At 67.8% G+C, this 15,747-nt stretch carries 14 protein-coding genes and 1 riboswitch; of the genes, 7 read left to right on the forward strand and 7 right to left on the reverse strand.

Annotated elements, in window-relative coordinates; translation table 11 throughout:
* Positions 1-187: 187 nt before the first annotated feature.
* Both SJH88_RS09290 and SJH88_RS09295 read right to left on the reverse strand, forming a co-directional pair.
* Positions 188-1,159: a Bug family tripartite tricarboxylate transporter substrate binding protein gene (locus tag SJH88_RS09290; RefSeq protein ID WP_274754296.1), complete on the reverse strand. Its 972-nt coding sequence runs from the start codon at positions 1,157-1,159 to the stop codon at positions 188-190.
* A 129-nt stretch (positions 1,160-1,288) separates the two neighbouring features.
* Positions 1,289-2,209, reverse strand: a complete 921-nt coding sequence (locus SJH88_RS09295) for a LysR family transcriptional regulator (protein ID WP_274754297.1) — start codon at positions 2,207-2,209, stop codon at positions 1,289-1,291.
* A 70-nt stretch (positions 2,210-2,279) separates the two neighbouring features.
* Here SJH88_RS09295 and SJH88_RS09300 point away from each other — a divergent pair, with 70 nt between their 5' ends.
* The 3 genes from SJH88_RS09300 (at position 2,280) to yjjJ (ending at position 7,288) form a co-directional block, all read left to right on the forward strand.
* Complete coding sequence (locus SJH88_RS09300) at positions 2,280-2,768, forward strand: PACE efflux transporter (RefSeq protein WP_420839346.1); 489 nt, start codon at positions 2,280-2,282, stop codon at positions 2,766-2,768.
* 147 nt (positions 2,769-2,915) lie between these two features.
* Positions 2,916-3,025: riboswitch (S-adenosyl-L-homocysteine riboswitch) on the forward strand.
* Positions 3,026-3,063: 38 nt separating this feature from the next.
* Positions 3,064-5,802 (forward strand): methionine synthase, encoded by a 2,739-nt coding sequence (gene metH / locus SJH88_RS09305; RefSeq protein ID WP_274754298.1) that lies wholly within the window; start codon positions 3,064-3,066, stop codon positions 5,800-5,802.
* Positions 5,803-5,923: 121 nt separating this feature from the next.
* The gene (gene yjjJ, locus SJH88_RS09310) at positions 5,924-7,288 is read left to right on the forward strand and encodes a type II toxin-antitoxin system HipA family toxin YjjJ (protein WP_270150465.1); all 1,365 of its coding nucleotides are present in this window, start codon (positions 5,924-5,926) and stop codon (positions 7,286-7,288) included.
* A 112-nt stretch (positions 7,289-7,400) separates the two neighbouring features.
* Here the strand turns inward: yjjJ and SJH88_RS09315 are convergent, their stop codons facing one another.
* Entirely contained in the window at positions 7,401-7,781 is a 381-nt protein-coding gene (locus SJH88_RS09315) for a hypothetical protein (RefSeq protein WP_043378236.1), read from the reverse strand.
* Between the two features lie 252 nt (positions 7,782-8,033).
* Positions 8,034-8,525 (reverse strand): copper resistance protein NlpE N-terminal domain-containing protein, encoded by a 492-nt coding sequence (locus SJH88_RS09320; protein ID WP_274754299.1) that lies wholly within the window; start codon positions 8,523-8,525, stop codon positions 8,034-8,036.
* Between the two features lie 124 nt (positions 8,526-8,649).
* On the opposite strand from SJH88_RS09320, the gene SJH88_RS09325 reads away from it, so the two are divergent.
* A complete protein-coding gene (locus SJH88_RS09325; protein ID WP_274754300.1) occupies positions 8,650-9,711 on the forward strand; it encodes an NAD(P)-dependent alcohol dehydrogenase in 1,062 nt (353 codons plus the stop codon).
* A 104-nt stretch (positions 9,712-9,815) separates the two neighbouring features.
* On the opposite strand, the gene SJH88_RS09330 is transcribed toward SJH88_RS09325, so the two are convergent.
* Positions 9,816-10,151: a hypothetical protein gene (locus tag SJH88_RS09330; protein WP_274754301.1), complete on the reverse strand. Its 336-nt coding sequence runs from the start codon at positions 10,149-10,151 to the stop codon at positions 9,816-9,818.
* A complete protein-coding gene (locus tag SJH88_RS09335) occupies positions 10,124-11,845 on the reverse strand; it encodes an acetate--CoA ligase family protein (protein WP_274754302.1) in 1,722 nt (573 codons plus the stop codon). Before SJH88_RS09335 ends, SJH88_RS09330 begins: the two co-directional genes overlap by 28 nt.
* Before the next feature lie 531 nt (positions 11,846-12,376).
* Between SJH88_RS09335 and argE the strand changes: the two genes are divergently transcribed.
* A complete protein-coding gene (gene argE / locus SJH88_RS09340; RefSeq protein ID WP_274754303.1) occupies positions 12,377-13,537 on the forward strand; it encodes an acetylornithine deacetylase in 1,161 nt (386 codons plus the stop codon).
* A gap of 50 nt (positions 13,538-13,587) precedes the next feature.
* Here argE and SJH88_RS09345 read toward each other — a convergent pair whose 3' ends face one another.
* Positions 13,588-14,499, reverse strand: a complete 912-nt coding sequence (locus SJH88_RS09345; protein WP_274754304.1) for a LysR family transcriptional regulator — start codon at positions 14,497-14,499, stop codon at positions 13,588-13,590.
* A 77-nt stretch (positions 14,500-14,576) separates the two neighbouring features.
* Between SJH88_RS09345 and SJH88_RS09350 the strand changes: the two genes are divergently transcribed.
* Both SJH88_RS09350 and SJH88_RS09355 read left to right on the forward strand, forming a co-directional pair.
* A complete protein-coding gene (locus SJH88_RS09350) occupies positions 14,577-15,044 on the forward strand; it encodes a CidA/LrgA family protein (protein ID WP_274754305.1) in 468 nt (155 codons plus the stop codon).
* Positions 15,045-15,047: 3 nt separating this feature from the next.
* Positions 15,048-15,743 (forward strand): LrgB family protein, encoded by a 696-nt coding sequence (locus SJH88_RS09355; protein WP_042411949.1) that lies wholly within the window; start codon positions 15,048-15,050, stop codon positions 15,741-15,743.
* The last annotated feature ends 4 nt before the right edge of the window (positions 15,744-15,747 follow it).

Raw genomic sequence — 15,747 nt, forward strand, 5'->3', positions numbered from 1 at the left:
CGGCAAGCCCTGGGCGGCCGCTGCCGCACCAAAGCCCGCACCGCCCGTGCTGGCGCCGGGGGGCGTGACGGGGGGAGCCGCCAGGGGCGGGGTGCTGCTGGAGGGAGGAAGGGCTTGGGTCACGCGCCGACTGTAGTGCAAAACCCGGCATGCCCGTGCACGGCCGGGGGGCGCGTGCGCCGGTGGCTCAGAGCTGGATGTTGGCCTGCCGGATGATGGCGGCGTTGTTGCGGCTTTCCTGCTGCAGCAGGGCGGCAAATTCCTGCGGGCTGTGGTGCAGGGCCACGTTGTCGGTGCTGCGCAGCGTGTGCTGCACGTCGGCGGCGGCCAGGGCGCGCTGCACCTCCTGGTTCAGCCGGGCCACGATCTCGGGGGGCGTGCCGGCGGGGGCCATGAAGCCAAACAGCGAGGTCAGGTTGGCCGCGGGCACGCCCAGTTCGGCCAGCGTCGGCACCTGGGGCTGGTTGGGCGCGCGCTGCGGGCCGGTGGTGGCCAGCACGCGCAGGCGGCCTTGTTCGATCAGGCTGTTGATCGTGCCAAAGGGGTTGCCCAGCATGACCTCGAAGTGGCCGCCGGCCGCATCGTTCACGGTCTGGCCCACGCCCTTGTAGGGGATGTGGGTGAAGCGGGCGCCGGTCTGGGCCTGGATCTGCTCCAGCATGATGTGCCCGACCGAGCCCATGCCCGAGGTGGCCATGCGGATGCTGCCAGGCTGGGCCTTGGCGCGCGCCAGCAGCTCCGGCCAGTTGGTGGCCGACAGTGCGCTGGTGCCCAGCACATAGACCGGCGAATACATCATCGGGGCCACGGCCACGATGTCCTTGAACGGGTCGTAGGGCAGCTTGCCCAGGTGGGGCGACAGGGTCAGCGGGCTGATGGCGCTCAAGGCCAGGGTGTAGCCGTCGGCCGGGGCGCGGGCCACGTCGGCCATGCCCAGGGTGCCGCCGGCGCCGCCCTTGTTCTCCACCACCAGGGCCTGGCCCAGTTGCTGGCCCAGGTGTTCGGCCAGCTTGCGGCCCACGCTGTCGGTGACGCCGCCGGCGGCGTAGGGAATCACCACGCGCACCGGGCGGGTGGGCCAGGCGGTTTGCGCCAGCACGCTGCTGGGCAGACCCAGTGCGGCGGCACTGACGGAGAGGAACTGGCGGCGATCGATCATGCGGGGGACTCCTTGTTGCGGGGTGGGGCAGACAGGCATGCTGGCGCACCGCGGTCACCCCCTCAAGAGGGTGGACCCGAGGCCGTCAGCCGGTGCTCCCCCAAGCAAGGACAGTGCCGCACCGCGCGGTCAGGGCGTGCGCCCCCAGGGCGCGTGCTGGCGCAGCCCCTGCACGAAGTGCTGCGCCGCCAGGCCCAGCGGCCGCTGCTGGGACCACACCCAGTCAACGAACAGGCGCGTGCCGTTGCTCAGGTTCTGCATGGGGATCTCCAGCAGCGTCTGGGCCGCGATGTGCGATTCCACCAGCCCCTTGGGCAGCCAGCCCCAGCCCAGGCCGGCGCTGATGAGCTGCAGCGCTGCCTGGTGGCTGTCGGTGCGGCACAGCTGGCGCGAGAAGACAAAGCGCGGGTCGGTCTGCTGCGGGTCGCGGCTGGCGACGAGCACCTGGCGCTGGCCCAGCAGGTGGTCCACGCTCAGGCGCGCGCCGGCGCCGTGCAGGGCCTGCTGCGCCTGCCACGGGGCGAAGTGCGGGGCCATCACGGCCACCAGCACCTCGTGGCCCATCTCCTGAAAGTCCTCGCGGCCGTCCAGGCTGCTGCGCTCGAACACCAGGGCCAGCTGGGCCCGGCCGGCGTGCAGCAGCTCCAGCGCATCCGCCTGCGGGGCGACCAGCACCTCCAGCGCCAGGGCCGGGTAGCGCTCGGTCACCGGGCGCAGCGCGTCGGCCCAGGTGGTGGTCAGCAGCTCCGGGGCAATCGCCAGCGTCAGCCGCTCTTCCAGCCCCTGGTGCAGGGCCAGGGCCTGCTGGTTCAACTGCTGCAGCTGCTGGGCCAGCAACCGGGCCTGGGGTTCCAGGGCGCGCGCGGCGGCCGTGGGCGTGGGCTCGCGGCCCCGGCGGTCGAACAGCTGCAGGCCCAGTTCGGCCTCCAGCTGGCCCACGGCCATGCTGACGGCGGAGGGCACGCGCCCCAGTTGGCGCGCGGCGGCCGAGAACGAGCCGGTGTCGAGCACGGCCAGGAACAGCGGCACTTGTTCGGGGGGGAAGGGCATGGCTGACCTATCAATACAACTGAAATAACCTAACTTTTGCTGTCAATTTTATGAACATACACTGCGCCGCATGTCTGTTTCTTCCGTGTCTTCTACCGTGTCAGTTGTTTCCCAGGCCGTGGGCCTGCAAGGCGCCAAGCGCCGCATTGTGTTTGTCGGTCTGTACGAGCTCATCGCCATCGTGGCCTCCAGCCTGCTGTTCATGGCCATCGGCCAGGGCGCGGGCAGCTCCGGCGTGATGGCCGTGGTGGCCTCGACCCTGGCCATCCTGTGGAACCTCAGCTTCAACTGGCTGTTCGAGCGCTGGGAGGCCCGCCAGGCCACCAAGGGCCGCTCGGTGCTGCGCCGCGTGGTGCATGCCGTGGGATTCGAGGGCGGCCTAGCGCTGATCCTGATCCCGCTGATGGCCTGGTGGTTCGGCATCTCGCTGTGGGAGGCCACGGTGCTGGAGGCCGGCCTGCTGGTGTTCTTCCTGATCTACACCTACGTCTTCAACTGGTGTTTCGACCGTGTCTTCGGCCTGCCGGCCTCGGCCCAGGTGCTGGCGCCCCAGGTCTGATCTCCGTTTTTGATAGCTGCTGGCGCTGACTGCATCAGTGCTGGCAGCCGAAAATACCTTCCATCGCCCGCCAGCGCCCCCGCCGTCGCCGGGCATAGCGCATGCAGGCTGCCGCAATCCGCCGCAGCCCTCTAAAATCATGGGCTTCGCCCCAAGGAGCGCTGCAGCAGCGCGCGAGCCAGTGATTGGCTGCGCTGTCAGGCTTGGGGCCTGCGGCTGTTGTGCAGCAGCCGCCACTGCAACGGCGTTCACCTGTTCCCACGATTGACTGAGTTTTTTCACACAGGTGAGTGCGATGACCGTTGCTGCCCCCGTTTCTATTCCTCCCATGCGCCTGTCGGGCCTGGAGCCCGTGTTCATCGGCGAGGACACGCTGTTCGTCAACGTGGGCGAGCGCACCAACGTCACTGGCTCCAAGGCCTTTGCGCGCCTGATCCTGAACGAGCAGTACGAGGAAGCCCTGGCCGTGGCGCGCCAGCAGGTGGAAAACGGCGCGCAGATCATCGACGTGAACATGGACGAGGCCATGCTGGACAGCAAGGCCGCCATGGTGCGCTTCCTGAACCTGATCGCCTCCGAGCCCGACATCGCCAAGGTGCCGGTGATGGTGGACAGCTCCAAGTGGGAGGTGATCGAGGCCGGCCTGCGCTGCCTGCAGGGCAAGGGCATCGTCAACTCCATCTCCATGAAGGAAGGCGTCGACGAGTTCAAGAAGCACGCCAAGCTGGTCAAGCGCTACGGCGCGGCCGCCGTGGTGATGGCGTTTGACGAAAAAGGCCAGGCCGACACCTTTGCGCGCAAGATCGAGATCTGCGAGCGCGCCTACCGCATCCTGGTCGATGAAGTCGGTTTTGCGCCCGAGGACATCATCTTCGACCCCAACATCTTTGCCGTGGCCACCGGCATTGAAGAGCACAACAACTACGGCGTCGATTTCATCGAGGCCGTGCGCTGGATCAAGCAGCACCTGCCCGGCGCCAAGGTGTCCGGCGGCGTGTCCAACGTGTCGTTCTCCTTCCGCGGCAACGACCCCGTGCGCGAGGCCATCCACACCGTGTTCCTGTACCACGCGATTGCCGCCGGCATGGACATGGGCATCGTCAACGCCGGCATGATCGGCGTCTACGACGACCTGGAGCCCACGCTGCGCGAGCGCGTCGAGGACGTGGTGCTGAACCGCCGCCCCGATGCCGCCGAGCGCCTGCTGGAGATCGCCGACAGCGCCAAGGGCGCCGCCAAGGACGACAGCAAGAAGCTGGAATGGCGCGGCACGCCCGAGGCCCCCAAGACCGTGGGCGAGCGCCTGGCGCACGCGCTGGTGCACGGCATCACCGACTTCATCACCGAGGACACGGAAGAGGCCTACCAGCAGGTGCTGGCCAAGGGTGGCCGTCCGCTGCACGTGATCGAAGGCCCGCTGATGGACGGCATGAACATCGTGGGTGACCTGTTCGGCGCCGGCAAGATGTTCCTGCCCCAGGTGGTCAAGTCCGCGCGCGTGATGAAGCAGGCCGTGGCCCACCTGGTGCCCTACATCGAGGAAGAAAAGCGCCAGCAGGAAGCCGCCGGCCTGGACGTGACCAGCAAGGGCAAGATCGTCATCGCCACCGTCAAGGGCGACGTGCACGACATCGGCAAGAACATCGTCACCGTGGTCCTGCAGTGCAACAACTTCGAGGTCATCAACATGGGCGTGATGGTGCCCTGCCACGAGATCCTGGCGCGCGCCAAGGCCGAGGGGGCGGACATCATCGGCCTGTCCGGCCTGATCACCCCCAGCCTGGAAGAGATGCAGTACGTGGCCGGCGAGATGCACAAGGACGACTACTTCCGCATCAAGAAGATCCCGCTGCTGATCGGTGGCGCCACCTGCTCGCGCGTGCACACCGCCGTGAAGATTGCGCCCAACTACGAAGGCCCGGTGGTCTATGTGCCCGACGCCTCGCGCTCGGTCAGCGTGGCGCAGAGCCTGCTGGGCGAAGGCAAGCAGGCCTATCTGGACGAGCTGGGCGCCGACTACGACAAGGTGCGCAGCCAGCACGCCAACAAGAAGAAGACGCCGCTGTGGCCCCTGGCCCAGGCGCGCGCGAATGCCGCCGTGGTGGCCCACACCCCCGTGGTGCCACGCGTGCTGGGTCGCCGCGTGTTCAAGAACTTCGACCTGGCCGAGATCGCCAGGTACATCGACTGGGGCCCGTTCTTCCAGACCTGGGACCTGGCCGGCCCCTACCCCGCCATCCTGCAGGACGAGATCGTCGGTGAGCAGGCGCGCAAGGTGCTGGCCGATGCCCAGGCCATGCTCAAGAAGATCATCGAAGGCCGCTGGCTGCAGGCCAACGGCGTGATGGGCCTGTTCCCCGCCAACCGCGTGGGCGACGACATCGTGTTCTACACCGACGAGTCACGCAGCCAGGTGCTGACCACCTGGTATGGCCTGCGCCAGCAGACCGAAAAACAGGCCGTGGACGGCGTGCTGCGCCCCAGCCGCTGCCTGAGCGACTTCGTGGCCGCCAAGGATTCGGGTATTGCCGATTACGCCGGCCTGTTTGCCGTGACCGCGGGCATTGGCGCCGAGAAGAAGGACAAGGAATTCGAGGCCGCGCTGGACGACTACAGCGGCATCATGTTCAAGGCCCTGGCCGATCGCCTGGCCGAGGCCTTTGCCGAATGCCTGCACGAGCGCGTGCGCAAGGACCTGTGGGGCTATGCCGCCGACGAGCAGCTGAGCAACGAGCAGCTGATCAAGGAGCAGTACCAGGGCATCCGCCCCGCGCCCGGCTACCCCGCCTGCCCGGACCACACGGCCAAGATCGATCTGTTCAAGGTGCTGCAGGCCGAAGAGATCGGCATGACGCTGACCGAAAGCCTGGCGATGAACCCCGCCTCCAGCGTCAGCGGCTTCTACATCGGCAACCCCGAGGCCAGCTATTTCAACGTGGGCCAGATCGGTGAAGACCAGCTGGCCGACATGGCCGAGCGCCGTGGCATGGACATCGACGCATTGCGCCGCTTCTTGGCGCCGAATCTGGGGTGATGGGCTAGTTGTTGATGCGTACGAAGGCCACGCGGTGCGTGGCCTTTTTCTTTGTGTTTCCTATTCAATCCGGTGGCAATTTTTTGTAAACCTTCGCCAAAATTGCCTTTAAGTTTATGAAATGTATTGCTGGCAATCATTTTTTATCTATTCAATAATCTATTCAAATATTTATTCATCTTCCACAATCATGTCCAATGCCCGGTCTGAATTGATGCAGAGCATGCTGTCGGTCTTGCGCCAGCATGGGCAGCCGCTGCGCAGCGTGCAGTTGCAGGAACGACTGCAGGTGAGCCAGCCTACTGCCTCGCGTGCGTTAGCGGCGCTGGTGCAGAGCGGGGATGTGGTCAAGCTGGGGCAGGGGCGCAATCAACACTACGGGGTACCGCGTCATGTGTTCGGTGTTGGGTCGCAGATACCGGTGACGGCGGTGGATGTGACCGGTCGCTTGCAGGCCCTGGGCACACTGCATGCGTTGCATGGCGGTGGCTATTGGGTCGACGGTGAGGGGCTGCGCGCCATGTTGAGTGGCGGTGCCTACTTCGATGGATTGCCATGGTTGATCCAGGACATGCGCCCCCAGGGGTTTTTAGGGCGCCGTTTTGCCAAGCAGCACTGGGGAGAGGCGCTGGGCAGCGATCCCCGCCAGTGGAGCGACGACGATATGTTGCTCGCGATATCAATGTTTGGTGACGATTTGCCGGGCAATCTCATCGTGGGAGAACCTGCCTTGCAGCGCCACTTGCAGCAGGTCGGCCAAGGGTGGCCCGTGGCGGAGCCCGAGGACTACCCTGCGTTGGCACAGGCTGCCATGGACGGTGCTGTGCCAGGCTCCAGCGCAGGCGGGGAGCAGCCCAAGTTCTGCTGTGTAGACGGTGAGGGGCGCAGTTGGATCGTGAAATTTTCCTCCGCGGAAAGCAACCCGGTAGCGGAACGTGTCCGCAGGCTGCTGCGTTGCGAGCACCTGGCGTTGCAAACCCTACACGCGGCAGGACAGCCTGTCGCACACACCGAATTGCATGCGCTGGAGGGCCGCGTCTTTCTGGCTGCAGAGCGTTTTGACCGTTCAGAGCCTGACTTGTTGGGACAGACGCCGGGACGCATCGGCATGGTGTCGCTGGAGTCCTTCAACGCCGAGTTCGCGGGCACGGTCGATCAGTGGTCGAGAACTGCGCAGCGCTTGCACGACCTGGGTTTGCTGAGCCAGGAGGAGATGCGGCGTTTGAAGCTGTGGGATGCCTTTGGTCAGCTGATTGCCAACACCGACCGCCACTACGGAAATATCTCGCTGCTGTGGACTGGCAGGCGTTGGGCATTGGCCCCTTGCTACGACATGCTGCCCATGCGTTTCATGCCGGTGCAGGGGGAAGTCCCTGCATGGAGTTGGTCCATGGACACGGTCCAGCCCACGGCCGCCATGCTGGAGGTGTGGGATGAGGCCCAGGCTTTGGCTCAGACCTTCTGGGGCCGGGTGGAGCAGGGGTGAGCTTTCTGTCCTTGCGAGGCTGGATACGAAAAACGTAGCTGCTTGCGCTTGCTGTGCAAGCGTTGTAGTCCAAAAAGGCTTGCAACTTGCAGGCCCCCACCCGCAGGCCGGCTCAGTACGGTGCCAACTGGATGTTGGCGTGTTCGTCGTGCCGGCCGGTGGTGCTGAGCAGGCGGCGGCCCTGGGCGTCCTGGACGATGAAGCGCACAGGGTCCTGCGGGTCGCGGATGGCGGTCAGGGCCACTTCGCGCACCTGCTGGCCCGACAGGATGACGCCGGTGGCGCGGGGTTCGTGCGGGGGGAAGATCAGGCAGGAGTTGCCGGTCAGCTGGCCCTGGGCGCACTGTGAGGTGCCGTAGAGCTTGGCGGGCTTGCCGAGGTATTCGATATCGATCCCGGGTGGAAACATCAGGGTCTCAGGCAGGGCGTGCTCGTCAAAGCACCCGGACAGAACGAACGCAGCGGCCAGTGCCGCCCAATGTGGCAAACGCATGAACAATTTCTCTTGGCAGCACGACTGAAACCGTTTTCAGCCCGATGGCAGCTGCGCGGGGCAGGCCTCGAAGTGCCAAAGTTTAACAATTGTTACTGCATGCAAGCGAATGTGTGGTGCCGGCGCGCCGGCCGTCGTGTCCCCCGCGTGTCTGGCAGCGCCCTGAACGGTGGTGTGCCGGCGGGCGGGCGCTGGGTGCGAGGCCATGGCGCCGCGCTGGGCCGCCCCGTCAGGAGGGGCGTGCGCGGGGCCTCAGGGGGCCAGGCTGGTCTTGCGCAGGCGGTAGGCGGGGGTGCTGGTCAGGGCGGCGCCGGTGTGGCGGTCGCGCAGTTCGATCCAGCCTTCGGCCACAAAGAAGCGGTAGGCCGGGGGCTCGGCCTCCTGGCCCAGCGTGACCATGCTGCCGGCGGGCGGGTCGAAGCGGAAGGGGCCCTGGTAGGTCTGGGCCGGTGTGGGCTCGGCATCGCCGCCCAGGCGGCGTTCGCGCACCACGGCGGTCTGGTCGGCGCGCAGCTGCACGCTCATGGCAATGCCGGGGCAGCCGTTGCAGGGCAGGATGGCCTGGTAGGTGCCGGCCCAGTTCAGCATGGTCTGCGGCACGTCCCCCAGCGGGCCGCGGCCCAGCAGGTCGATGCGCGGCGGCGGCACGTTCTCGGTGGGGGGCGGACTCTGGCAGCCGGCCAGCAGGGCAGCCGTGGCCAGCGACAGCAGAAGGGCCCGGCGGGCGGTGGGGTGGTGCGTCATGGGCAGGAACGATAGCGTTTTTTAATGGTGCTTGTGGCCATGCTAGGGACAATGGCCGTGCTGCCTATCGCCCCGGCCAGTGAAAGCATGTAGGCCATTTCTTACCCCTGCACAGGAGCATTCCATGAGCCAAGCCACCCGCGGCTATGCCGCACAGTCGCCCACCAGCCCGCTCGGGCTGTTCCATTTTGTGCGGCGCGACCCGCGTCCCGAAGATGTGGTGATCGACATCCTCTACAGCGGCGTCTGCCACTCGGACCTGCACACGGCGCGCAACGACTGGGGGGGCACGGTCTATCCCACGGTGCCGGGGCACGAGATCATCGGCCGCGTGCGCACCGTGGGCAGCGCCGTGCAGCGTGTCCAACCCGGTGATGTGGTCGGCGTGGGCTGCATGGTGGACAGCTGCCAGGCGTGCCGCGCCTGCGCCAAGGGCTGGGAGCAGTACTGCGAGCGCGGTGCCACCTACACCTACAACAGCGTCGACCGCGTGGATGGCAGCCCCACCCAGGGCGGCTATGCGGAACAGATCGTGGTGCGCCAGGAATTCGTGCTAAAGGTGCCCGGCGGGCTGGACCTGGCCGGTGCGGCGCCGCTGCTGTGTGCCGGCATCACCACCTGGTCGCCCCTGCGCCACTGGAAAGTGGGTCCGGGCAGCCAGGTGGCTGTGGTCGGCCTGGGCGGGTTGGGGCACATGGCCCTGAAGCTGGCCAAGGCCCTGGGGGCCGAGGTCACGCTGTTCAGCCGTTCTCCCGGCAAGGAGGCCGACGCCCGGCGCCTGGGCGCGGACCGGGTGGTCATCAGCACCGACAAGGCGCAGATGAAGGCGGTGCGCGGCCAGTTCGAGCTGATCCTCGACACCGTGCCGTATGCCCACGACCTCAATCCCTACACGCCCACCCTGGCCACGGGCGGCACGCTGGTGCTGGTGGGCTTTCTGGGCAGCCAGGAGCCGCCGCTGAACACCAGCGCCCTGGTGGTCGGGCGCAAGGCGCTGGCGGGCTCGCTGATCGGCGGGATCGCGGAGACGCAGGAGATGCTGGATTTCTGTGGCCAGCACGGCATCACCGCCGATACCGAGGTGATCGCGCTGGAGGACATCAACGCTGCCTACGAGCGCATGCTGCGCAGCGACGTGAAGTACCGGTTCGTGATCGACATGGCGCGCTTCGCGGGCCAGGGTTGAAAAGGCTTTTTCAGTCCGCGCGTGCCTGAGGGGTGAGAACCGCTTCTCAGGCACGTCCCGCCTACGCAGTCAGCTACAAAAGCTGAAAAGCCTTGTGCAGGTGCTCAGCGCTTATCCACGCCGCTTTGCTGGGCGATCACGTCCAGCACCGGCAGCGGCCATTGCTGCGCCCAGCCGGCGGCGGCCACGCCCAGCCAGGCGTACAGATCCCAATGGGCCTGCTGCGGGGGCAGGGGCAGCCGGGTTTCGGTGGCGCCGTCGGCACAGACCACCTGGCCGTCGCGGAGGAAGGCCACGCTGCCCTGCTGGCGGCGGTGCGACTGCAGCACCGGGTGCTGTTCATCCGGGTGCACCCAGACCACACGGCCGGGGCAGGTCAGCGCCAGCTCTTCCAGCGCGGCGTCGCCCGGGGTCAGCACGGCCGTGCCGCCGGGTCGCACGCTGCGCAGCTGGGCCGCAGCACGCGGCGCTGCACGGCGGCGTCGGTGCCGGATTCGGGCTGGATGATGGCCAGGTCGCACTGCGCGTAGGCCCAGCCGTCCTGCACGGCGGTGTCCAGGTCCTGGGCAATCACCGCGGCCGTGACGGCGCAGTGCATCAGCACGCGCTGGCCGGCCGAGGGGGCCTGGCTGGCGGGCGGCAGCATGCGCTGGGCCTGCAGGTACATGGCATTGCCGCTGGCCACGCCCGTGGTGTGGCCCTGGGCCTGCTGCCAGACGGCCAGGGTCTGCGCGATGCGCAGGCCGGTGTCAGCCTCGGCCAGGATGCCGGTCACGGGAATGCGGCCGTCGGCCGGGTGCGGGAACAGGTGGGTGCAGATGGCCTCGCCCACGGCGCGCGGCTGGCCGTGCACGGGGTACAGGTGCATCAGCAGGCTGGGGCCGGCGTTGACTTCGACGATGGCGCCGCCTTGCTCCAGCATGGGCTGGCGGATGTCCTGCAGCACCATGTCGATGCCGGCAATGTCCAGGCCGATGGTGCGCGCCGCCATGATGGCGTGGTGGGCCACGTCGGGGTGGACTTCGTCGGTGCAGTCCACGGTCAGGTTGCCGGTGCGCAGCAGCAGCACTTCCTGGCCGGCGGCGGGCACGGATTCCGGCTGCAGCTGCTGGCGCTGCAGCTCGACCAGGATCTTGGCGTTCTGCGACAGCTCGATGCGCTCCAGCGTCATGTCCACCAGGCAGCGTGGGTGCTGGTTGATCTGGGCTTCCACCAGCTCGGCCACGGTGGACTGGCCGTCGCCGACCACGCCCAGGGTCTCGCCGCGCGTGGCCGCCACCACCTGGTGGCCGACCACCAGCACGCGGTGCTCGTGGCCACGGATGCAGCGCTCCACCAGCACCTGGGTGCCTTCGCGCTTGGCCAGCTGCCAGGCGGCTTCGATCGAGGCCTGGTCCACCAGGTCCAGGCTGACGCCGCGCGCGCGGTTGCCATCCAGCGGCTTGACCACCACCGGCACGCCCAGGCGCTGGGCGATCTGCCAGGCCTGGGCCGGCGATGCGGCCAGGTCGCCCTGGGGCGTGGGAATGCCGGCATTCGCCAGCAGGCGCTTGGTCAGGGCCTTGTCCGAGGCGATGTCCTGGGCGATGGCCCCGGTCTGGTCGCTCTCGGCCGTCCAGATGCGCTGCTGCGCCGCCCCCATGCCCAGCTGCACCAGGTTGCCCTTGGGGAACAGGCGGTAGGCGGGCAGGTAGCGCTGCACGGCGGCGTTGGCGATGCAGGCGGTGCTGGGGCCCAGGCATTCCTCATCGATCACGAAGCGGATGCGGGCCAGGGCGGCAGCCCATTCGACCGCACGCTGCGTGGCGGACAGGGCCAGCAGTTCCAGGGCTTGCTGCAGCACGCAGCGGCCCAGGGCGGCCTCGCTGGCTTCCAGCACGATGGTGCCGCGCCCGTTGGACTGGGGATGGCCTTCGCACACGCGGTCCGGCAGGGCCACGGCCTGCAGCAGGGCGTGCAGCAGCTCTTCGAGCTGGGGCCACAGGGGCGGCTCCATGTCGAGCAGCTGGGCCTCCAGCACCGGGTGCGGGCTCCACAGGTTGTTGCCCGTCCAGTGGCGGGTGCGCAGGACATAGGCCTGCTGGCAGTTGTGCACTTTCTCGATGTGCGGGACAGAGGGGTTGAGGACGCGCATAAGCAAGCCTTCAGGGTCTGAAACGGGGGGTGTCTGCTGGCCGTGGACCGCGCTGCCAGGACCAGCAGGCGCGGTGCAGGGTACCACCGGCGGTGGTGTGCCAGCACACGGGGAAAAGGGGTGCGTTGGACGCAGGCATGGACGCAGGCAGTGGCGGGGCCAGGGGGCCAGCGGCGCTGCACCAGGGCAGGCCCATCCACGCGCAGCGGCATGTGAATGTCAGTCATACGGGACTTTCCAAGCCCAGCCCACGTGCGCGGACTGCTGGCTTGCGGTGTGGGGCCTGTTCAAAAGAGCGGAGCGATGCCGCCGGGCAACCATTGTCTGCCATCGCTCCATCGGCAGAAAACAACGGGCGCCAGCTTAACAGGATGGCGGGCCATCTGGGCAACAGTCCGCCAAGGGGCGGGGTTTGCCACGCCGGGTGCAGGGGCGATGGCCGCCCGGGCGGCCGGCACAGCCGGGCTGCACCGTACACTCGCCGTGAGGCCCGGCGCGGTGCGCCCGGGCGGATTGCCGAGCGACCTTTCCATGACCACACCCCACACCCGCAACTGGCTGCAGACCCTGGTGGCCTTCGACACCACCAGCCGCAACTCCAACCTGCACCTGATCGAACATGTGCGCGATGCGCTGGCCGCGCACGGCGTGCCGGTGCAGCTGTTCAAGTCGCCCGACGGCGCCAAGTCCAACCTGTTCGCCACGCTGCCGGCCCAGGATGGCGGCACGCAGGGCGGCATCGTGCTGTCGGGCCACACCGACGTGGTGCCGGTTGACGGCCAGCAGTGGGACACCGACCCGTTCGCGCTGACCGAGCGCGACGGCCGCCTGTATGGGCGCGGCACCTGCGACATGAAGGGCTTCATCGCCGCAGGCCTGGCCCTGGTGCCCGAGTTCCTGGCCATGCCGCGGCGCAAGCCGCTGCACTTTGCCCTGTCGTACGACGAGGAAGTGGGCTGCATCGGCGCGCCCGTGATGCTGGAGCAACTGAAGCTGCAGGGCCAGCGCTTTGATGGCTGCATCGTGGGCGAGCCCACCAGCATGCAGCCCGTGGTGGCGCACAAGGGCATCAACGTGTGGCGCTGCAAGGTGCATGGCAAGGCGGCGCATTCCTCGCTGACGCCCAGCGGCAGCAACGCCATCGAATACGCGGCGCGCCTGATCTGCCGCATCCGCGACCTGGCCGAGTCCTTCAAGGCCCAGGGGCCGTACGACCCGTTCTTCGACGTGCCCTACACCACCATGACCACCAACCGCATCAGCGGCGGGATTGCGGTCAACACCATCCCTGAGCACTGCGAGTTCGCCTACGAATTCCGCAACCTGCCCGGCATGGTGCCCGACGACATCCAGGCCCAGGTGGAAGCCTATGTGCAGCAGGAGCTGCTGCCGCGCATGCGCCGCGAGTTCGCCGAGGCGCGCATCGAGTTCGAATCGCTGGCCGGCGCACCGTCCTTCGACAGTGCCGACACCGAGGCCATCAACGTCCTGGTGCAGGCGCTGACCGGCGACCGCGAGAAGCGCAAGGTGGCCTACGCCACCGAGGCCGGCCTGTTCCAGCAGGCCGGCATTCCCAGCGTGGTCTGCGGCCCCGGCGCCATCACCGAGGCGCACAAGGCCAACGAATACGTGGAGCTGGCGCAGCTGGCGCGCTGCGAGCAGTTCCTGCGCAAGCTGGCGCAGTCGCTCTAACGAGTTGAAGTCAAAACAGGCTGTATCGCTTGCCCTGCCTGCGCGGGCAGCTATGTTTTTGCTGTGACTGGGGCGTGGCCATCCGCGGGCGGATAGACCTCGCGCACGCAGTCCAGCCAGGCCCGGGCGGCGCGTGACAGATAACCCGGCCGCCACATCAGGGCCACGTCCCAGGTGATCGCCGGGCCGACCAGCGGGCGGCTGGCCACGCGCTGCGGGTCGTACTGGGCGATGACGTGCTCGAACATCACGGCCACGCCCACGTCGGCGGCCACCAGGTGGCCGATGAAGTCCCAGTAGCGGGTCTGCAGCGTGACCCGGGGCGTGAAGCCCGCCGCCGCGCACTGCTGCAGCACATGCTCGTGCAGCGCAAAGTCCGAGGTGTAGAGCACCAGCGGCAGCTCGCGCAGGTCCTGCCAGCGCATCGGCAGGTTGGGGTCGGTCACACGGTGCGCGGGCAGCACCACGCGCGTGGTCTGGCGCGCCACGGTGTAGCGTTCCACTGCCGGGTCGGGCGCATCGAACAGGCCCAGCGCCAGGTCCAGCTGGCCCTCCTGGATCATCTGGTAGTGGGCGCGCGCGCCCTGTTCGTTGACCTGCAGGTTCACGCCCGGAAAGCGCTGCTGGAACCGGGCGATTACCGGCGCCATGTAGTGGCCGGCGGTGGGCATGATGCCCACCGACAGCTCGCCGCGCGTGATGTCGTCCACCTCGGCCACCTGCTGGCGCAGCAGCCGGGCCTGCTCCAGCATCTCCAGCCCGCGGTCATGGACCACCTGGCCGGCGTCGGTCAGCTGCACCCCGCGGCCCTCGCGCAGCAGCAGCGGGCCGCCCAGCTCGTCCTCCAGCGCCTTGACCATCTTGCTGATGGTCGGCTGGGTCACATGCAGCGTCTCGGCCGCGCGGGTGAAGCCGTTCTGGCGCACGACCTCGATGAAGTAGCGCAGGGCACGCAGGTCCATAGGGATTCCTTTATGGCATCGCTTTGATGGGAATTATTCATTTTACGAATATGTGGGTAAACCCTAGACTTTGCGTTATGTCAAAGTTTTCGTTCCTCACCGCCCAGCCCTTCACCGCCCGTGCCGCGCAGCGTGCCTGGCCGCTGGCCAAGGGGGTGCTGCAGGTGGGCCTGCTCAGCGCCATCTGGGTGAGCATGGACGTGCTGCGCCAGCACTTTGGCTGGGGCATGCCGGCCGGCCTGATCGGCTTCGGCCTGTTGGCCGTGGGCCTGTTCACCGGCCTGGTCCAGGCCCGCTGGCTGCAAAGCGGCACCAACTGGCTGCTGGCCGAGATGCTGCTGTTCTTTGTGCCCGCCATGCTGGTGGTCACCGAATACCCCGACCTGATCCGCCACCAGGGCCTGCGCATCCTGGCGGTCATCGTCACCAGCACCGCCTGCGTGATGGCCGCGACCGCCCTGGCCGTGGACCGGGTCTACCGTTTCGAGCTGTGGCTGGCGCGGCGCCGGTCCTCGCGCGAGACCAGCGCGCCAGGGAGGGGCTGAGCCATGCTGTCGAACGAAGTCATCGGCGTGCTGTCCTTGCTGGCCACCGTGGCCTGCTATGCGTTCAACAAGCGCCTGTACCGCCAGCACCCGCACCCGCTGCTGATGCCCATCGTCGCCACGCCCATGGTGCTGATCGGCCTGGCCCTGCTGACCCGGGTCAGCTACCCGCAGTACATCGCCCAGACGCACTGGCTGGTGTGGCTGCTGGGGCCGACCACGGTGGCGTTTGCGCTGCCGCTGCACGAACACCGCCAGCTGCTGCGCAAGCACTGGATGTCGATCGCCACCGGCGTGCTGGTGGCCAGCACGGTGTCCATCGCCACCACCATCGCGTTTGCCGATCTGTTCGGCCTGTCTGAAGCGCTGCAAAAGGGGCTGGCCGTGCGCTCCGTCACCACGCCCTTCGCCATCGAGGCCGAGAAGGTGCTGGGCGGCCCCACCGATCTGGCGGCGCTGTTCGTGCTGCTCACCGGCGTCAGCGGCATGCTGATGGGCGAGACCGTGCTGCGCCTGCTGCCGCGCGTGCGCAGCAAGCTGGCGGCCGGGGCCATCTTCGGCGGTGCGGCCCACGGCAGCGGCGTGGCCAAGGCGCGCCAGTTCGGCGAGGTGCAGGCCGTGGTGGCCTCGCTGGTGATGATGATTGCCGGCGCCGTGAATGTGCTGGCGGCGCCCTGGGTGCGGAATATATTCTTCTAAAATA

It is taken from the genome of Comamonas sp. GCA5, from assembly GCF_036541385.1.
Lineage (GTDB): Bacteria > Pseudomonadota > Gammaproteobacteria > Burkholderiales > Burkholderiaceae_C > Comamonas > Comamonas aquatica.